Genomic DNA, 18,094 nt, shown 5'->3' on the forward strand with positions numbered 1-18,094 from the left:
GTATTTTTATTTAACGAATGACGCCGTAACCCACCATCAGTAAAGTTCCCGTCAGTAAGGCAGGGACCAATCGCTTGGTGGGTTTAGAGATCATCACGCCGATAGCCAAAGCACAAATCAGCGCTCGTATCCACAAAGGTACGGTTGCCATCAGGCCAAGTGGCATCACAATCAATCGAATGGTTAAAGAAGCAACCATCGCATAGGTCACAGCAGCCAACCAGCGGAAGATCTCGCTATCTTGATTAATGCTTTGCGATAGAAATACACCAATCGCGCGACAAAAATAAGTGCCAAGACAAGCACCCACCAAGGCGATCCACAAGCCCCAGCCTGAAAGCGCGTTAGACACGGTATTTATTGCACTCATCCAATAACTCCAGTTTTCTTGCGCAAGAACTTACGATCAATAAAGTAAGCAATAGTTCCAGAGACTAGTCCTGCGGTTAATAGGCTGGTATCGCGATCTACTACAAAGAAGATGGGGCCAAAGATGCAGCCCAAGCAAATCGCAATGCGGTTAATCCAAGGCTTTACCTCAGTAAATGTCAGCAAGAAAAACAGGGGGTTAATAAAGACTAAGCCTAGGGTCACAGCGGGTGGCACCATACCTGCCAGATAAAAACCCAGAATAGTTCCCGGAATAGAAATCAACCAGCATAGCAATCCCAAGCCAACAAAATAGCTAAGGCGATGCTTCACCTCAATCGCATGAAACTCGCGCATGGAGATGGCCCATGCTGTCATCGCTAGCAGGTGCACTGAAGCATACAGACTACGATTGCGATCTTTTTGGTGGAACTGCGGAAAGAGTGTCACCGTCATCGTAATGAAGCGCGTAGATGTGAGCGTGACTGCTAAAGCAATAGCCACAACTGATGAGCCGGTAATGGCCATCTCAAGCAAGACAACCTGCCCTGGTAATGCGAACATAAAGAAGGAAGTAAAGGTCGTAAACCAAACATCAAAGCCGTTGGTTTTGCCCATTGCTCCGAAGCCCACCATACCAGCAAAGAGCACCATCGCAGGAGCGCCCGCTGCATCCCGAATACCGGACCAAAACGCATCTCTTGGACTTTTAAAGCGCTCTGCCGCAGACTCTTCTAGCGCGATTTCGCTAGGATCAATATAGGGCTGGTCTGCGGATGACATGACTTAATTGTAAACTTTGTAGGACTTCTAGGTCTTCAGGGCCCATTCAATATGCTCAGCCACTAGAGCATCGACTTGGCCAAGCGCCTCACTTAAAGCTGCGCGTATTGCTAACTTATCGCTATCTGCTACAGCAGGGCTTGCTAGCGCATTGCCCATTGCTACGGCTAAATTGCGACGCCAGCGGCTATAGCCAATTCTGCGAATAGCGCTGCCTTCATGGCGATGCTCAAACTCCGCTTCAGTCCAGGACCACAGGTGCAAAAGTGATGCCTGCCCCAAACCATGCCGTCTTGCAAAATCTGGTAACTCTGTGCGTTTGGCAAATTTATTCCAAGGACAAATCAGTTGGCAATCATCGCAACCGTAGATACGATTACCCATGGCACCTCTAAATTCAACTGGTATCGCTTCAGGATTTTCGATGGTGAGATAAGAGATGCATCTACGTGCATCTAATTGATATGGCGCAGTAATGGCTTGAGTAGGACAAATATCGATACAAGAGGTGCAGGTACCGCAATGCTCTTCAATCTCTTGATCCAATGGAAGTGGTACATCCACCAAGATCTCACCCAGAAAGAATGTCGAGCCAGATTCTCGATTGAGCAAGAGCGTGTGTTTACCGCGCCAACCTAAGCCTGCCTTGCGCGCCAGCTCTACTTCCATCAATGGTGCCGAATCCGTAAATACGCGATAACCCAACTTCCCAATCCGCTCTTCAATGAGTTGGGCAAATTCTTGCAAACGATTACGGAGTACCTTGTGATAATCACGCCCTCTGGCGTACATCGAGACCACTGCTTGAGTAGGATCTTCTAATCTTTGCCACTCGATATCGAAATCGGTTTCGGGAGGGAGATAGTTCATGGATACACAAATGACGCGCACTGTACCAGGTACCAATAGCTTAGGATTGGAACGTAATTCGGCATGGCGTTGCATGTATTCCATATGGCCGTGACGACCCTCAGCCAGCCATTCCTGCAAACGTTCTGTTGCAGGTCCTAAATGGGTGTCGGTAATGTGTAAGCCATCAAATCCCAAGGATGCAGCCTGCTCCCCAAGCCAATCACGCAGATTGGACTCATCTAAAGATTGAGGGCTAGTAGATAAAGGCATATGGAATACAGAATGTAGCGCAATAATTGAATAAACTAGGGGAATGGCTCAAACACAGGCAACCACGGCAATTCCGCTCACTGCAATAGATCTCTATTGTAGGCAGGAAGCCGATACCGCCTCTCTTGCTAAGCAACTGGCAGCCAGTTTTGAGCACTTTCTGACTAAGCAGCCAGGTTCACACTTAAATATCTCCCTAGAGGGTGATCTTGGTGCCGGCAAAACGACCTTTGCTAGATACCTCATTCAAGCACTGGGTCATGAGGGCAAAGTAAAAAGCCCTACCTATACATTGTGTGAACCCTATCCACTCGCTTTAAAAGATCAAGCAATCACTGTTCACCACTTTGATTTGTATCGCATGCGTGATCCCCTGGAATGGCAAGAAGCGGGATTTGCAGAGCATTTTGATGTTCCAGGTATTTGCTTAATTGAGTGGCCAGAAAAAGCAGAAGGCACTTTGCCAAATTTTGATATTCAGATTCAGCTGTCTGCTGGTGCAGATGAGAATGAGCGCAGTATTAAGCTCAATGCTTTAAGCCAATCTGGAGTAAGCGCATTACAAGGGATCCAACCGAAGTGATGCGCAAATAATAAATGAGTACCAAAAAAATCAATCTCTCTAGAAGGCAGCACCTTAAGACTTCCGCAAAGCTCTTGAGCTTTGCCCTTCTGCTTACCGAGATAGACATTGCTTGGGGTGCCAAGATCTTAGGTGTGCGTGTCTGGCCTTCCGAAGACTACACCCGCGTTACCTTGGAGTCCGATACACCATTGCCTATTACTCAGCAGATTCTGACAAATCCAGATCGCTTGGTGGTTGACGTGCAAGGATTGGAGCTCAATCCCACTCTGAAAGATCTGGTAGCCAAAGTAAAGTCAAATGATCCGTATATCTCGCAAGTTCGGGTTGGTCAGTTTCAGCCTGGAGTTGTGCGTTTGGTATTTGACTTAAAAGAACCCATCAAGCCACAGCTCTTTACGCTTGATCCCATTGGTGAGTACAACTACCGCATGGTGTTTGATCTCTACCCTACTACGCCACCAGACCCATTAATGGCTTTAGTGAGAAGTAGCGCCAAGAAAGAAAGCGCCCTGGAAAAATCCAATGAAGAAGTGGATCTGATTGCGCAGTTCGCTACCAAGAAAGAGAAAGAGCTCGCCAAAACTCCAGCCGCCCCCGTTGCACAAGCCATTCCAGACCCCAAGGAATTACCAGCGCCTGCTAAGTACAAACGTTTGATCACGATTGCAATTGATCCTGGTCACGGTGGTGAAGATCCTGGCGCCATCGGTGCAGCCGGCTCACGAGAAAAGAATGTAGTGCTTGCAATTGCTAAGAGACTCAAAGACAAGATTGAAGGCGAAGCCTATATGCGCCCTTTCTTAACAAGGGATGGCGATTACTTTGTGCCGCTGCATGTCCGAGTTCAAAAAGCACGACGTGTTGAAGCCGATTTATTTGTATCAATCCATGCGGATGCCTTTATTGAAAGAAACGCCAAGGGAGCATCCGTATTTGCACTATCCCAAATGGGAGCTAGTAGTACTGCTGCCAGATGGATGGCGAACAAAGAAAATGCTTCTGACCTTATTGGCGGCATCAATATCAAAACACAAGATCGTCAAGTTGCTAACCTACTCCTGGATATGTCGACTACGGCCCAGATCAAAGACTCACTACAAGTGGGCAACTCGATTCTGAAGCAAATTGGAGGATTTGCACCCCTACATAAGGGGAAGGTGGAGCAAGCCAGTTTTGCGGTATTGAAGGCTCCAGATATTCCCTCAATCCTGGTTGAGACGGCTTTTATTAGCAATCCGCAGGAAGAAGCGCGCCTGAACGATGATGGCTACCAAGACCGAATTGCAGAGGCCATTTTGAAGGGAATTAAGGACTATTTTTCCAAAAATCCACCAGTGGCCAGACGGATCAACTCCTAGGAACTTGTAAGTACAAGGGCTGAGGGGCAGACCCCGCAAACCCAGGGAAGGCCTACAAACTTCTTGCTATAATTTATGGCTTAACTGGGTCGGTAGCTCAGTCGGTAGAGCAGCGGACTTTTAATCCGTTGGTCGCGAGTTCGAATCTCGCCCGACCCACCAGTATCAAGAAACCCTCACTAGCAATAGTGGGGGTTTTGTCTTTCTAGGTTGGTGAAATCTGGCAACTGTTGGTGACAATACGGGATCTTGCAGGCGTTAATTGGGTGGGGATGGTCTACGCTGGGTGACCGTGAGCGTCTCGAGAGACTTGCAAGTGTCGTGTTTCCGGACACTTTGGCATATAAACATTCAATGCTATTTCAACCCCTTATCTGATAGCCATTTTTCAATCTGGTATGGCATAGAAGTAAAAATACTTGATGTATCAAAGGATTTATACAGCTTACCCGCTAGATCTGTTTGAAGTGCTTTAAGGGTTCCATCCTTTAAAAGCAAAACATCCTTCCCCATACCCAACATATAGCCAACCTCTAAAGAGACATTTGGATTAAATTCATCCGCCAAAACCCTCTCGTAGACAGCCACCCCAAAATCACAACCATGCATATAAGTCTTAATATTTGGAAACACATCATCCATGTACTGCTTATCATCCGCCCTCAATGCTGTAATTCCATAGGTAGCAAGAGTGTCTTTAATGCATTTAGAAATATCAGCATGAATTTTAGTTTCACCAAACTTCATAATAATGAAAGCTGTTTTTTTACCAATCGGAAAATCTCCTCTAAACTTTTCTAGGCCAGAAGCAATTTCTGGAGCAGACACAACCTCATTTGAAATAGTTTTATCCGACTTTTGCTGCGACTGCAAAACTGTATTTACATACTCCTTAACAATTCTCTGAATTTGCTCCTCAAGACCCTCCAAAGAAACGTTTAATGGACATGAAAATGCCCATATCGGATCTCCAACATCAAGACGTATTTGGTACGTAAGACTCTGCAATTCAATTCGACCATAACTAGTCAAATCCCTATAATTAATGGTATTGGCACCAAAAGACTCAGCAAAGATAAAGTGCCAGCTACTAATGTCTTTAGCAACAAATAAAAAAGTTGATTGCTGGACCTTCAGCTGCGACGCTGGCACCTGAAGCTCCAAAGCATATTTTCTTACCTTCTCAGAGAAGCTTTTAACAATTCCATTGGGCATGCCTCTTTCAGAGTCAGGTAAATCTCCCCCAATATTTGCCATTCCACCAGAACTCAAGAATTGAAGTACAGACATTTAACCCCCTATTTTTTCTGATATTACGCCTTTTATTGACAGTTGAATATTAGTTGCATAGCTAATCAATATCAGTTACACTATCCCCATGTTTGAACAATGCCTCTATTTCAACACCACCAGCCTAGCTCGTCAGCTAGAGCGGGAATGGACTGGTGCATTTAAGCCTTTTGGACTTACTCCCTCACAAGCATTCATGCTCAGAGTCGTTTTAGACAAGGGCCCGTTACTACAAAGCGAACTGGCTTTGGAGATGAATATCAGCCGCCCTACTGCCACTAGAGGTTTGGATGGCCTTGAGAGATTGGGCTTAATTAAGCGACTGGCCTCCGAAAAGGATGGCCGCGAACAAGAGATTCATCCAACCAAGAAGGCTGTGGATATGAAAGACGCTATTAATGCTGCCAGTGGAAGTGTTACCAAGCGCCTCAAGAAAGTTTTAGGAGTAAACCATTTTGAAGATGTTGTTGGACAACTTCGGGGCATTAGCTCTGCCCTGAAGTAATCAGGACTTTTTTATTTCCCAAATAGTTGCATAGCTAATTAGTTTTATTGAATTGATTTATTTATAAAGGAGAATTACATGCCAATCTTGAACGTGAAAGTCAGCGGCCAAAAGAATATCGCTACTACCAAGGCGATCAATGAACTACTGCTTGATCTTACCCATCGCATTCTGGGTAAGAAAAAGGAAGTTACTGCCATTGCCATCGAATACGTAGATCTAGATTGTTGGTTTGTGGGTGGCAAGCTATTAAGCGAGCAAGGCAAGAACAGCTTTTACTTTGACATCAAGATTACCGATGAGACCAATACCAAAGATGAGAAGGCTCAGTACATCAAGGAGGCTTTTGAGGGTTTTGAAGGCATCCTAGGCAATATTCATGAAGAGAGCTATATCTATGTGCAAGATGTTAGGGCCGCTAGCTATGGATATGGTGGCAAGACTCAGGAATATCGATATCATCAATAATTCAGCAAATACACTCATAACCCTCTGAAATATCAGGGGTTTATGACTAGATAATTGAGCATAATTCTCTAGGAAAATAGACCTAGAATCACTAAAATAGATCCATGCTAACAAAGTTTGCCACCCAATCCCAAGCCCGCCAATACAACGTTTCTAATGCTGTAGCATCTACTCGGATTGAAGGTATTGTTCCAACTAAGCAGTTAGAGCAAAACCTCACTGATTACGTTGCCGGCAAAAAGAGTATTGCGCAAATATTGGAAGAAACCAAACAACGTTATGCCGCAAATCGACCCAAATGATGTCCGGAATAAATAAAAAAATTATCATCATTGCAGGACCTAATGGAGCTGGTAAAACTACTTTTGCCAAAAACTTCTTACCGCAAGAAGCTCATACATTTCGTTTTATTAATGCTGATCTTATAGCGGCTGGTTTGGCACCATTTAATCCTGAATCTGTTGCATTCAAGGCGGCTCGCTTGATGCTCAATGAGTTGGATGAATACACCAAAGCAGGTGAAAGTTTTGCATTTGAAACCACGTTATCCGGCACCCATTATCTACAACGCATTCAAGAGTGGAAAGACTTGGGCTACACAATTAAGCTCTGGTTTATTGCCCTAAGTTCTCCTGAATTAGCCATCTCTCGAGTAGCAGAGCGAGTTGCACAGGGCGGACACAATATTCCTGAAGAAGTCATTCGTAGGCGCTATCGAGCAGGATTAGAGAATCTCCCAAAGTATCAAAAAGCTGTAAACTCATGGGTATTGCTTGATGGTGATTTAACTGAATTAGAAAAGATTGCTCAAGGCTAGAAATGATTATTCCAACTCCAGATATCCTCAATTCACCAGATCCTGATATATCAGGCTCCTACTTCGCTATTAAGCGTGCTAGAAAAGCAGCGATAGACTTGGCAATCCAAACCAATACCGCAATCGTGACCACAATTAATGGCAAGATAGTGCGGATCCCTGCTGCAGAACTCATCAAACAGCGTCAACTTACAGCCTAAACACCGTTGGTCGCGAGTTCGAATATCGCCCGACCCACCAGTATCAAGAAACCCTCACTAGCAATAGTGGGGGTTTTGTCTTTGTAGGCTGGTGAAATGTAGTGACTGTTTGGAACAATGCGGAAGTTAATGCAAGTTTCGAGTGGGGATGGACTACGCTTGATTGCCGTTGGCGTCTCGAAACGCGACGGTTGTCGGGTTAACCGACATCTCATATGTGGACGGCTGGTAGGCCGCTAACGACCGAGGCTGTGTAAAAACCCCCAATAATCTCCCTGTTTTTGTAAACACCTAAGCACCCTCAAACGTTAATTAAGTATCACTAATTAACGGATCTTCATGAAGATGAAACGATTCATTACTGGCCAAGATCGAACCCAAAGTACTTTATTACCTGAGCTGCTTGATGAGTACATCACCGAAGAAAATCCCGTGCGCGTCATTGATCTGTTTGTCGATCAATTAGATTTAAAGAGTTTGGGTTTTGAAGGAGTAGTTCCTGCTGATACTGGTAGGCCGTCCTATCATCCTGCAGTGCTGTTGAAATTGTATGTCTATGGATACCTTAACCGTATTGCATCGACTCGTCGCCTTGAAACTGAAGCGCTACGTAATGTTGAACTCATGTGGCTCATTACCCGCTTAGCTCCTGACTTTAAAACCATTGCGAACTTCCGTAAAGAAAACGGCAAAGCCATCCGTAAAGTCTGCGCCCAGTTTATTGAGTTGTGCCGTCAGATGAATCTCTTTACCGACGCGATGGTGGCAGTCGATGGCAGTAAATTTAAAGCCGTGAACAGCTCCGATCAGAACTTCACCCAGGCTAAGATCAAACGTCGTATCCAAGAAGCTGAAGCTAGTATTGCGCAGTACTTAAAAGACTTAGAGGCAGCTGATCTGCGCTCTCCAGCCCAATCAACCGCACACCAAGCCAGACTTAAAGAGCGCATCGCGCTCTTTACAGAGCAGATGGCACAGCTACAAGCTATTGAAGAAAAAGTACAAGCAGCACCAGATAAACAGATCTCCATGAGTGATCCCGATGCCCGGTCGATGCAACACCGTGGAGGCGGTATCGTGGGCTATAACGTACAGGCAGCCGTGGACACGAAGAACCATCTCATCGTTGCCCATGAGTTAACTAATGTCGGTCATGATCGCAGTAGCCTAGCTAAGATAGCAAACCAAGTCAAAGAAGCGCTGCAAGTAACGCAGCTGACCGTAGTGGCGGACAAGGGTTATTACAGTGGTGAACAAATCAAAGACTGTATGGACTTGGGTGTCACTCCCATCATGCCTAAATGTAAAACGTCTAGCAATCGATCTCACGGCCTGTTTGATAAGAATGCGTTTATCTACCACCCTGATAAAAATGAATACGAGTGCCCTGCAGGGCAAGTATTAATAGAGCGATTTAAAACCGTGGAGCATGGTAAGAATCTGATTGCATACTGGAGCTCGAGCTGCAAAACCTGCGCCTTAAAGCCTCAGTGCACTACCGGAACAAACAGAAGAGTCAAGCGCTGGGAACATGAAGCAATGCTAGATCAAATGCAGGACAACCTAGAAGCCATGCCTGATGCGATGAAAATTAGGCGTTGCACGATTGAGCATACTTTTGGCACACTCAAGAGCTGGATGGGGGCGACGCACTTCCTCACCAAAACCAAAGAGCACGTCAGTACAGAAATGAGTCTACATATCCTGGCTTACAACCTTAAACGAGTGATGAACATCATGGGTAGCAGCAATCTAATGAAGGCGATGGCGACATAAGGCGAAAGCCTTACTCAATCCGTAATAAACAGGCCTGAGTAACGCCTCTACGAGGCGTTACTAAAAAATCACAAATTACCAAAACAGAATTGTTGGCTCAACCAGAAGCGTTTGATTTAAGGCCAAAACCCGTGTACACGCTTTAAATCTAAATCAATGGAAGTATTTTGGGTTTTTACACAGCCTCGACCCAAAGCGGGCTTGAGCGTTAACCGCCAACAAGCACCCATCTTCATTTCCAATCTACTGGAACAGCATGAACAACCGCAAAACAATTGAATTTTATTATCGATTTAATTGATTATTAAGTTCATATTAATTCATTGGACAGATCATTTAACAAAGAACAAGATGAATCCATCGCAACACACAATGAAGGGAATTAAAAATGAAGGTGCAAAATAGATTGGCCGGGATTGCAGAGGGCCTGTACTCCCTCAACCATCAATATAAACAGGACTTTCTGACAATTTTGCGGCTAGAGTCCGCCAAGGGGAGCGGGAAATGAACATTCCCATCGCATTCATGACTGGTGAGATGCAAAGCTAGCTAAACACAAACAAAAAATAGATTTATCAGTTAGTCTGAAAGGGTCAGGTTAACCAACCAAAAATGATTTACCTATAAGGAGATCTAAATGACATCAAAAGGAGTGTGCCCAGTTGCTCACGGGGCCAATACCGAATCCAGTAGCACCCCTATGGCATGGTGGCCAAAGTCACTAAACCTTGACATTCTGCATCAGCAAGATACAAAGACAAACCCAATGGGCCCGTCTTTCAATTATCGAGATGAGTTAAAAAAGCTTGATATAGGCGCACTTAAAAAAGATATGAAAGCGTTGCTACTCAATAGTCAAGACTGGTGGCCAGCAGACTGGGGTCATTACGGCGGCCTGATGATTCGCATGGCCTGGCACTCTGCTGGAAGCTATCGTATTGCCGATGGTCGCGGTGGCGCGGGCACAGGCAATCAACGCTTTGCTCCTTTAAATTCTTGGCCAGATAACGCGAACCTGGATAAGGCACGCCGCCTTTTGTGGCCAATCAAAAAGAAATATGGCAACAAAGTAAGCTGGGCCGATCTCATGATCTTGGCTGGCACTATTGCCTATGAATCCATGGGGCTCAAAACATTTGGCTTCTCATTCGGTCGTGAAGATATTTGGCATCCAGAAAAGGATACTTATTGGGGCTCTGAAAAAGAATGGCTCCAAAAAAGTGGTGGTGAAGGCAGCCGCTATTCTGGCGAACGAGATTTAGCCAATCCCCTTGCGGCCGTCATGATGGGCTTGATCTATGTAAACCCAGAAGGCGTGGATGGCAATCCAGACCCCCTAAAAACCGCGCAAGATATTCGGGTAACGTTTGCTCGCATGGCAATGAACGATGAAGAGACTGTTGCATTAACCGCTGGCGGGCATACCGTTGGCAAGGCACACGGCAATGGCAATACAACCAATCTTGGACCAGCGCCAGAGGGAGCTCCGATTGATGAGCAAGGTCTTGGCTGGATGAATCACAAGACTCGTGGTATTGGCAGAGATACCGTAACAAGTGGAATTGAAGGCGCATGGACAACACATCCAACCCAGTGGGATAACGGTTACTTCCACTTGTTGCTGAATTACGAATGGAAGCTGACTAAGAGTCCAGCTGGTGCCTGGCAATATGAGCCCATCAACATTAAAGAAGAAGATAAGCCTCTCGATGTTGAAGATTCTTCTATTCGCTGCATGCCAATGATGACTGATGCAGACATAGCAATGAAGATGGATCCTGAATATCGCAAGATCTCAGAGAAGTTCCACAAAGATCAAGCCTATTTCTCCGAAACGTTTGCTAGAGCTTGGTTTAAGTTAACCCATCGAGATATGGGGCCTAAAGCAAGATACTTCGGACCAGATGTTCCTAAGGAAGATTTGATCTGGCAGGATCCGGTGCCGGCAGGCCCAAATGATTATGGCATTGAAGCCGTCAAGACAAAGATCAAAGCCAGCGGCTTATCCATCAGCGATCTCATAAGTACTGCTTGGGATAGCGCTCGCACTTATCGTGGCTCAGATAAACGTGGGGGTGCTAATGGTGCGCGCATTCGATTGGCACCTCAAAAAGACTGGGCTGGAAATGAGCCCGAGCGTTTAGCAAGAGTATTGTCAGTCTACGAAAAAATTGCCAAAGAATCTGGCGTCAGCATTGCGGATACCATCGTTCTTGGTGGCAATATCGGTATTGAACAAGCTGCCAAGGATGGAGGGTTTGACGTCAAGACGCCATTTACCCCGGGTCGTGGTGACGCTACCCAGGAAATGACGGATGTAGAGTCATTTGAAGTTCTTGAGCCACTAGCAGACGGCTATCGCAATTGGCTGAAAGAAAACTATGTTGTCACTCCAGAAGAATTGCTCTTAGACCGCACACAGTTGATGGGGCTCACCGCTCAAGAGATGACCGCGCTGGTAGGCGGCATGCGTGTACTTGGCACCAACCATGGTGGAACGAAACATGGTGTATTCACAGAAAGAGAGGGGGTATTAAGCAATGACTTCTTCGTCAATTTAACTGATATGAATTACCAATGGAAACCTACCGGCCGAAATAGCTATGACATTGTTGAGCGCAGTACAGGCGGCACCAAATGGACTGCTACTCGAGTTGATCTGGTATTTGGCTCCAACTCTATCTTGCGCGCTTACGCAGAGGTATATGCGCAAGATGACAACAAAGAGAAATTTGTACATGACTTTGTTGCTGCTTGGACAAAAGTCATGAATGCAGACCTGTTTGATTAATATTGCGTAATTACTTGCGCTGACAAGGGAGGTTTTGCCTCCCTTTTTTCATGCAAAAAGGATCCAGATTGCTTAAGCGATACTGCTACATAACAAAAAATTTTAATGCTCTGCCCGAATTTGGCCGATTTGAGACTTTGAGGTCAACTCCTGCAATCAGTCACTTATCGACCTTGATTTCAACCCGTCGATGCAACAGTTAGGGCAAAACGTTCTGCCGGTGTTTGATAGTTTAGTGTTTTTCTAGGACGTTCATTGAGTTGCCTTGCTACTGCATTGAGTTTGGCTTGAGAGTAGTTAGCTAAGCTCATACCTTTAGGGAAGTACTGTCTTAATAAACCATTAGTATTTTCATTAGATCCTCGTTGCCAAGGATGCTGAGGATCACAAAAATACACTTGCACATCGGTAGCTAGAGTAAAGCGTTTGTGTTCAGACATTTCTTTACCCCGATCCCATGTTAAGGACTTGTAGAGCTCTTGCGGTAACTTGCGGGCATGCTTGATGAGTGCATTAACCACCGTTTCACTGTCTTTACGAGCCACCTTGACTAGCATCACATAGCGAGTCTGGCGCTCAACGAGAGTGGCGATCTGACTATTAGCATCCCCATATAAAAGATCGCCTTCCCAATGACCTGGCACTGCACGATCTTCTGCTTCAGCTGGCCGCTCTCTAATAGATATAGCACCCTTGATACTACCCAGAGCTTGATCTTTAAGCGTGTGATGACGTGAGCGGCGCATGATCCGAGTGCGTCGTAAGTGCGCTACGAGCTCTTTCTTTAAGGCTCCACGGGCTTGGATAAAGAGGCTGCGATAAATCGTCTCGTGTGACACCTGATAGCTTTTCTCATCTGGATACGTTTGCTTTAACCATCCGGCAATCTGTTGTGGCGACCACTGCAAGAGCTGCAGCTTGTCTGTCACGATACTTGCCAAGGGCTTGTTTAAGACCAGTTTACAAGTCTTGGGGCGAAGTGCTCGATCCCAAGCAGAACCATCGGCTCCAGCTGATCGGTAGTCTTTGGTACCACCATTGCGCTTTACCTCCCGACTAACCATAGAGGGCGATCTACCTAAAAGCTGAGCGATAGAGCGAAGGGATTGTCCCGTTGCCAGGCCACGGGAGATCTCTTCTCGCTCGGCCAAAGTTAACGCTAAAACGGATCGAGTTCGCTCTGGTGGTCTGATGCCACCACTTTCAGCCAAAATACGCTGGATAGAGGAGTGGCCCCGATCAAATAAATGCGCTATCTGATGAAGGTTATCGCCTTTTTGCCAGCGCTCCCACATTAAAGCCTTCTGGTTGGCCGTGTAATAGATTCGAGGTCGTTGTTTCATGAGCAACACTCCTTTTGCTTACGCAGTTTGTAGTGTGTTGCATCGATCGGTTGAATTCAAGACCCTTAAGAGACAGTCGAAAATAACAATAATTTGGCCGAAGATGGTTTAAATATTTCTTGATGAGCCCAACCAAGACGTGAATCTGGGACCAAAATACTGTGAAAGGAAAAGCCCTGTATAGACACTCATTAAAGGGGTTTATGGGTGATCAGTAGTGGTGCGTAATGTTATGTGCAGAGATAAAGCTATCTTTAAAAGATTTACTTAATTTTTCATTTCTTGCCAACCGCCACCCAAGGCTACATAAAGCGCAACAGTATCTTGATAACGCTGAGTAAGCGCCTGCAAGAAAGCAATATCAGCCTGGTGATATTGAACATCAGCTATCAGTACACTGATGTAATCTACCAAGCCAGCGCTGTAACTAATTTGCTGTAATTTAAGAGCTTCTGCAGCGGTATTCTTAGCATCTAGCTGACCCCGTAAAGATTGGGCATCATGCTCTAAGGCCGTCAAACAATCCGCCACCTGAGAAAAAGCAATGAGTACTGTCTGCCGATAATTCTGTTGTGATCCTTGAAATGCCTCTATAGAGGCTTTTCGCGTGAAATACAAAGTGCCGCCCTGAAAGATGGGAATATTAATAGAGGGCCCCACCGCCCAAAATTGTTGATTTGGCCCAGACAAGCTTGAAAATCGATTTGTTGCAGTTCCAAAGCCACCGTTTAACGTAACACTAGGAAACATATTTGCAGTAGCTACACCGATGATAGCGCTCGCTTGATGCATCAGAGCCTCTGAAGCCAAAATATCTGGGCGCCCTTTTACTAGATCGGAAGGCAAGCTAATGGGAATATTTTCCGGCAAGTAAAGTGAGCTCAATGTCAAATCAGAGAGCTCTACGTGACCAGGGTCCACCCCTTCTAACACTGCAAGCAGATGCTCCGCTTGACTCGCCTTTTGTCTTAAAGGCGCAATGGAAGCCTCATTACTAGAAATCAAGCTCTGAATCGTAAGCTCTGTTGCATACGCCGTAGTTCCCCCAGCAACCTGAGCTTTGGCAACTTTAAGCTGCTCTTTTTCGAGGGTGATTAATTCTTCGGTGGCGTTTATTTCAGCTAAATAAGCAGCACGAGCAATGCTTGTATTGACAACATTTGCTGTAAGCATAAGGTAGGTAGCGGCTGTTACATACCGCTGGTAGTCTACTTGTGCCTGCAACGCCTCTACTTGCCTTCTCTCACCTCCAAAGACATCCAAGGTATAGCTAACCGATGCGCTTGCAGTAGTAAGGTTGTAAATAGACCCGACTGAGCTTTGCCCTAGTTGACTCGGTGCAGTTGAAACCCGCTGAGAGTTCAGACCAGCTGCAATTTGCGGGAAAAAAACTCCATAGCCTGCGCGTAACAAATCTTGGCTCTGCCTCAAAGAAGCTTCGGATGCCTTCAGGCTTGCATTTCCCTGCAGAGATTTGTCGACAATTACATTAAGGGATTCAGACTGGAACATCTTCCACCATTCTGCGCTGGGTAAATTACCAACCCAAAAATTTTGTCCACTACCATTCGCAACCAAAGTGCCTTTGGGCACGCCCTCCTTTAAATAACTGGAGTCTTGAGGTACGTTGGGAGAGTGGAAATCAGGGCCAACAGCACAAGCACTTAAGCCTAAAAGAATGGCTGTACCCAAGAGTATGCTTGGATATTGTTTACTTAACACTAACTTTTCCAATATAAACATCCACAAGCTGCCCGGGATACAAGGTCACGTTAGCAGGCGTGCTAAAACTAAAAATCACCGGCAAAACTCTGACATCGACCCTTTCAGTCCGCTGATTGGAGAGCTCAATTTTTGGGGTTACATTAGGCTGCAAGCGGACAATCTTAAGCGGGATCTTGATATCAGAGCCACGAATAAACATATAAGCATCAATATCCCCAAGACTAGGCAAGCGCTGCAGCAACACCTCATCCACATAACAACGCACAGCTAAAGCATTACCCATTGCCCCAATCACCATAATCGGTTGAGATTGCTGTGTATAGGTATCGTATACACCTTGAGTAGAAGCATAGCTACCAACTGCGGTATTGATGGAGATTACCTTGCCATCTGAAAGCGCTTTGATTTGAAACTTTGCCAATAAACTTGCGGCTGAGTCATATTGTCTACGCGCCAACTCTACGTTAGCCATTGCCAAACCAACATTATCCTTTGCGCTATCCAAAGTATCCTTACTCACCGCCCTGGGATCTATATCTGCAGCCGCCTTTTGCTTGGCATAGGTATCCTGAGCCGTCTTTAATGAAGCTTGCGCAACTTGAATCTGCGCCTTAGCTTGTTGGGTAGCTGCCCTTTGTACAGAATCATCAATCGATAGTAAAACATCGCCAGCAGCAACATCTTGCCCTTCTTTGACGGGTATGTGGTTTACTGTGCCAGCGACTTCAGGATAAATATTAATATTCGAGCCACTTGATTGCAAAGACTCAATAATTCCTTCGGCATAAATGCCACTTGAATAAGGATTGGATGCGGGATTGAATGCAGGTGGCAAGGGGTTTTGTTTTAGACCTAAAACATAAGCAGTACCGATTGCTAGGATTACACCAAAAATCGCAAAGCCAATTAATAATTTATTTTTCATGCTTTACTCTCTCGATGCCCAGTAATTTTCCATCTTCCATCTTCATAATGGCATCAGCGTACTCAAAGATTCTATTATCATGGGTCACGATAATGATGCATCGATTTTCATTCAATACATTCTCTTTAATAAATTCCACTATTTTTCTACCCGTGTCTCCATCCAAAGATGCGGTTGGCTCATCAAGAACTAGTAAATCGGGTTGAGAAACGATCGCGCGCGCTATTGCAACACGCTGCTGCTCACCTCCGCTTAATTTAACAGGTGGAAGTTCTGCCTTTTTTGTTAAGCCAACAATATCAAGATATTTTTTAGCAATTTCAATTGCTTCACCCCAATTCATTCTTTTAAGAATTAATGGAATGGCAACATTTTCAGCGGTTGTCAGGCGGGGAAATAAATGAAAGTCCTGAAATACAAAACCAATTTTATTTAACCTAAAGTCGGCCAAGTCATTGGATGTTAACTTCCATAAATCATCCCCGCCAATCAAAACCTCTCCGGAGTTTGGCTCCAAAATACCGGAAATCATACTGAGTAAAGTTGTTTTACCGCTACCTGATGGCCCAACAATATATAACATCTCTCCAGCCCTAGCTTCAAAGCTCACATCCTTAACCGCAAAGGTTGTAGCTTCACCATCACCAAACCATTTATTAAGGCCAACGGCACGCAGCGCAATCTTTTCCATTTAGCCCCTGAAAATATCAAACGGTTGGATTTGAAGCACTTTACGCACACCAACATAACTTGAAAAGGCTGCAATGATAACCACCAGCACAAATGCCAAACTTAAGTTTGTGTAGGTTACCTGGGCTGCATAATCCGGCATCCTCAGCCTTGCAAGAATCATCACACTCGTAGCCAAGCCAACACCAAGCCCATATCCAATCAGACAAGTGAAGGTGGTCTGCACCAAAATCATTGCTACCAGCTCCCTTCCTTTGGCGCCAATCGCCTTGAGCGCCCCAAACTTCTCTAAATTTTCTAAGATGAAGGTGTAGAAAGTTTGACCCGAAATTGATAAACCTACAATAAAACTGATAATGGTCATGATCAATACATTGATACCAAGACCGGTGTGGAATTTATAAAAATTGGCAATCTTATTTGTGAATTGATCGCGCGTCAGAGCCTGATATCCCAGGTGTTGGATTTGATCTTGTATATAAGGTACATCTTCGGGTGACTTTGACTCAATTAAGACAAAGGACATCGTAAAACGAGATGACGGTATATAGGTGATAGCTCGCTTATAGGTTGTATAGAGTGTGGGCACCCCAAATAATCCCGATTGAGAAACTTTAGCAATGCCAACAATTTTTCCACGGTGATCATTAATTTCAAATTCAGAGCCAATCACGGGATTTTCTAATTTATCAAATTCGGCATCTTTGACTACGATAAAACCATTTTCAGCAAAAATATCCTCAATCCTCCCACCAATTAGATTTGGTCTCCCATAAAGAGTGGCGTCATCTAAACCAATTACCGTTACACCTTGATAAGTACCGTCACGCAATTTCACTAACGCCCCACCAAAGTAAATTGGTTCAGCATGCTTAACGCCCTTAATACTTTTTGCAAAATCCAGAACATAGTCTGGCATGGGGATGCTGCTAGACACATTATTAACAGCGGGATCAAGAACCCAGATTTGAGCGCCAACGTTATCGATTGATGAAGAGGCTCGAGATAGGATTCCTGAAAACATCGACATCATCATGATCATTAAGAAAACTGCAAATGTAACCCCCATTAACAAGGCAGAAAATTTACCTTTGTCATTAGTGAGCAACTTTAAAGCTAGCTTAAAAATGCCGAACACTGTTGAGCCCCAATCTGACTAATGAGCCAATATGTTATCTACCATTTATATAGTTTAGTCATAAAAAGCATAGGTGGATTTAACTACGAAGTGCAACTTTGAACAACTAGTTAAGGAGGCTAAGGATGTTTTAGTATCCAAAGCTTCTAGACCTGCAAGTCAAAGTAGCCATGACCTATCAACACCTTAGCCAAACTGAACGATATCA

General features: G+C 45.0%; 18 protein-coding genes and 1 tRNA gene. 10 read left to right on the forward strand and 9 right to left on the reverse strand.

Annotated elements, in window-relative coordinates; genetic code table 11:
* Window positions 1-10: 10 nt before the first annotated feature.
* Genes VC182_RS09865 through queG form a run of 3 tightly spaced genes read right to left on the reverse strand, consistent with a single transcriptional unit; the run spans window position 11 to window position 2,274 of the window.
* On the reverse strand, window positions 11-370 hold the full coding sequence (locus tag VC182_RS09865) for an AzlD domain-containing protein (RefSeq protein ID WP_072583976.1): 360 nt from the start codon (window positions 368-370) through the stop codon (window positions 11-13).
* On the reverse strand, window positions 367-1,152 hold the full coding sequence (locus VC182_RS09870; protein WP_072583977.1) for an AzlC family ABC transporter permease: 786 nt from the start codon (window positions 1,150-1,152) through the stop codon (window positions 367-369). Before VC182_RS09870 ends, VC182_RS09865 begins: the two co-directional genes overlap by 4 nt.
* 27 nt (window positions 1,153-1,179) lie before the next feature.
* Complete coding sequence (gene queG / locus VC182_RS09875) at window positions 1,180-2,274, reverse strand: tRNA epoxyqueuosine(34) reductase QueG (RefSeq protein ID WP_323485189.1); 1,095 nt, start codon at window positions 2,272-2,274, stop codon at window positions 1,180-1,182.
* A 43-nt stretch (window positions 2,275-2,317) separates the two neighbouring features.
* Here queG and tsaE point away from each other — a divergent pair, with 43 nt between their 5' ends.
* The 3 genes from tsaE to VC182_RS09890 all read left to right on the forward strand — a co-directional run bounded on the left by tsaE (window position 2,318) and on the right by VC182_RS09890 (window position 4,380).
* Entirely contained in the window at window positions 2,318-2,857 is a 540-nt protein-coding gene (tsaE, locus tag VC182_RS09880) for a tRNA (adenosine(37)-N6)-threonylcarbamoyltransferase complex ATPase subunit type 1 TsaE (RefSeq protein WP_072583979.1), read from the forward strand.
* A gap of 14 nt (window positions 2,858-2,871) precedes the next feature.
* Window positions 2,872-4,218, forward strand: a complete 1,347-nt coding sequence (locus tag VC182_RS09885) for an N-acetylmuramoyl-L-alanine amidase (protein ID WP_323485190.1) — start codon at window positions 2,872-2,874, stop codon at window positions 4,216-4,218.
* 86 nt (window positions 4,219-4,304) lie between these two features.
* A tRNA-Lys gene (locus VC182_RS09890) sits at window positions 4,305-4,380 on the forward strand.
* A 195-nt stretch (window positions 4,381-4,575) separates the two neighbouring features.
* Here the strand turns inward: VC182_RS09890 and VC182_RS09895 are convergent.
* On the reverse strand, window positions 4,576-5,508 hold the full coding sequence (locus VC182_RS09895; protein ID WP_323485191.1) for a hypothetical protein: 933 nt from the start codon (window positions 5,506-5,508) through the stop codon (window positions 4,576-4,578).
* An 88-nt stretch (window positions 5,509-5,596) separates the two neighbouring features.
* Between VC182_RS09895 and VC182_RS09900 the strand changes: the two genes are divergently transcribed.
* From VC182_RS09900 to katG, 7 genes are all read left to right on the forward strand, one after another.
* Window positions 5,597-6,013, forward strand: a complete 417-nt coding sequence (locus tag VC182_RS09900) for a MarR family winged helix-turn-helix transcriptional regulator (protein ID WP_323485192.1) — start codon at window positions 5,597-5,599, stop codon at window positions 6,011-6,013.
* Window positions 6,014-6,091: 78 nt separating this feature from the next.
* Entirely contained in the window at window positions 6,092-6,481 is a 390-nt protein-coding gene (locus tag VC182_RS09905; RefSeq protein WP_215377708.1) for a tautomerase family protein, read from the forward strand.
* A 104-nt stretch (window positions 6,482-6,585) separates the two neighbouring features.
* Window positions 6,586-6,783: a hypothetical protein gene (locus VC182_RS09910; RefSeq protein WP_323485193.1), complete on the forward strand. Its 198-nt coding sequence runs from the start codon at window positions 6,586-6,588 to the stop codon at window positions 6,781-6,783.
* On the forward strand, window positions 6,780-7,298 hold the full coding sequence (locus tag VC182_RS09915; RefSeq protein WP_011902434.1) for a zeta toxin family protein: 519 nt from the start codon (window positions 6,780-6,782) through the stop codon (window positions 7,296-7,298). Before VC182_RS09910 ends, VC182_RS09915 begins: the two co-directional genes overlap by 4 nt.
* A gap of 2 nt (window positions 7,299-7,300) precedes the next feature.
* A complete protein-coding gene (locus VC182_RS09920; protein WP_011902433.1) occupies window positions 7,301-7,498 on the forward strand; it encodes a hypothetical protein in 198 nt (65 codons plus the stop codon).
* Window positions 7,499-7,843: 345 nt separating this feature from the next.
* Window positions 7,844-9,274 carry an IS1182 family transposase gene (locus VC182_RS09925; RefSeq protein WP_215342798.1) on the forward strand — a complete coding sequence of 477 codons (1,431 nt, stop codon included), beginning with the start codon at window positions 7,844-7,846 and terminating at the stop codon, window positions 9,272-9,274.
* Window positions 9,275-9,911: 637 nt separating this feature from the next.
* On the forward strand, window positions 9,912-12,065 hold the full coding sequence (gene katG, locus VC182_RS09930; protein ID WP_323485194.1) for a catalase/peroxidase HPI: 2,154 nt from the start codon (window positions 9,912-9,914) through the stop codon (window positions 12,063-12,065).
* Between the two features lie 179 nt (window positions 12,066-12,244).
* Here the strand turns inward: katG and VC182_RS09935 are convergent, their stop codons facing one another.
* From VC182_RS09935 to VC182_RS09955, 5 genes are all read right to left on the reverse strand, one after another.
* Complete coding sequence (locus VC182_RS09935; RefSeq protein ID WP_323485195.1) at window positions 12,245-13,408, reverse strand: IS30 family transposase; 1,164 nt, start codon at window positions 13,406-13,408, stop codon at window positions 12,245-12,247.
* A 267-nt stretch (window positions 13,409-13,675) separates the two neighbouring features.
* Entirely contained in the window at window positions 13,676-15,130 is a 1,455-nt protein-coding gene (locus VC182_RS09940) for an efflux transporter outer membrane subunit (protein ID WP_323485196.1), read from the reverse strand.
* Window positions 15,120-16,058 (reverse strand): efflux RND transporter periplasmic adaptor subunit, encoded by a 939-nt coding sequence (locus tag VC182_RS09945; RefSeq protein WP_323485197.1) that lies wholly within the window; start codon window positions 16,056-16,058, stop codon window positions 15,120-15,122. The genes VC182_RS09940 and VC182_RS09945 overlap by 11 nt, the downstream gene beginning before the upstream one ends.
* Window positions 16,048-16,749: an ABC transporter ATP-binding protein gene (locus tag VC182_RS09950; RefSeq protein ID WP_323485198.1), complete on the reverse strand. Its 702-nt coding sequence runs from the start codon at window positions 16,747-16,749 to the stop codon at window positions 16,048-16,050. Before VC182_RS09950 ends, VC182_RS09945 begins: the two co-directional genes overlap by 11 nt.
* On the reverse strand, window positions 16,750-17,886 hold the full coding sequence (locus VC182_RS09955) for an ABC transporter permease (RefSeq protein ID WP_323485199.1): 1,137 nt from the start codon (window positions 17,884-17,886) through the stop codon (window positions 16,750-16,752).
* Between the last annotated feature and the right edge of the window lie 208 nt (window positions 17,887-18,094).

Source organism: Polynucleobacter sp. AP-Nickl1-40-C4, assembly GCF_035012665.1.
Classification (GTDB): Bacteria; Pseudomonadota; Gammaproteobacteria; order Burkholderiales; family Burkholderiaceae; genus Polynucleobacter.

What these genes read in the sequence shown, in the direction of transcription:
- VC182_RS09915 (WP_011902434.1), top strand. Translation starts at nt 6,780, where the DNA reads ATGATGTCCGGAATAAATAAAAAAATTATCATCATTGCAGGACCTAAT.
- VC182_RS09865 (WP_072583976.1), bottom strand. Translation starts at nt 370, where the DNA reads ATGAGTGCAATAAATACCGTGTCTAACGCGCTTTCAGGCTGGGGCTTG.
- VC182_RS09935 (WP_323485195.1), bottom strand. Translation starts at nt 13,408, where the DNA reads ATGAAACAACGACCTCGAATCTATTACACGGCCAACCAGAAGGCTTTA.
- VC182_RS09895 (WP_323485191.1), bottom strand. Translation starts at nt 5,508, where the DNA reads ATGTCTGTACTTCAATTCTTGAGTTCTGGTGGAATGGCAAATATTGGG.
- VC182_RS09925 (WP_215342798.1), top strand. Translation starts at nt 7,844, where the DNA reads ATGAAACGATTCATTACTGGCCAAGATCGAACCCAAAGTACTTTATTA.
- VC182_RS09945 (WP_323485197.1), bottom strand. Translation starts at nt 16,058, where the DNA reads ATGAAAAATAAATTATTAATTGGCTTTGCGATTTTTGGTGTAATCCTA.
- VC182_RS09910 (WP_323485193.1), top strand. Translation starts at nt 6,586, where the DNA reads ATGCTAACAAAGTTTGCCACCCAATCCCAAGCCCGCCAATACAACGTT.
- VC182_RS09920 (WP_011902433.1), top strand. Translation starts at nt 7,301, where the DNA reads ATGATTATTCCAACTCCAGATATCCTCAATTCACCAGATCCTGATATA.
- VC182_RS09950 (WP_323485198.1), bottom strand. Translation starts at nt 16,749, where the DNA reads ATGGAAAAGATTGCGCTGCGTGCCGTTGGCCTTAATAAATGGTTTGGT.
- queG (WP_323485189.1), bottom strand. Translation starts at nt 2,274, where the DNA reads ATGCCTTTATCTACTAGCCCTCAATCTTTAGATGAGTCCAATCTGCGT.
- katG (WP_323485194.1), top strand. Translation starts at nt 9,912, where the DNA reads ATGACATCAAAAGGAGTGTGCCCAGTTGCTCACGGGGCCAATACCGAA.
- tsaE (WP_072583979.1), top strand. Translation starts at nt 2,318, where the DNA reads ATGGCTCAAACACAGGCAACCACGGCAATTCCGCTCACTGCAATAGAT.
- VC182_RS09900 (WP_323485192.1), top strand. Translation starts at nt 5,597, where the DNA reads ATGTTTGAACAATGCCTCTATTTCAACACCACCAGCCTAGCTCGTCAG.
- VC182_RS09870 (WP_072583977.1), bottom strand. Translation starts at nt 1,152, where the DNA reads ATGTCATCCGCAGACCAGCCCTATATTGATCCTAGCGAAATCGCGCTA.
- VC182_RS09905 (WP_215377708.1), top strand. Translation starts at nt 6,092, where the DNA reads ATGCCAATCTTGAACGTGAAAGTCAGCGGCCAAAAGAATATCGCTACT.
- VC182_RS09885 (WP_323485190.1), top strand. Translation starts at nt 2,872, where the DNA reads ATGAGTACCAAAAAAATCAATCTCTCTAGAAGGCAGCACCTTAAGACT.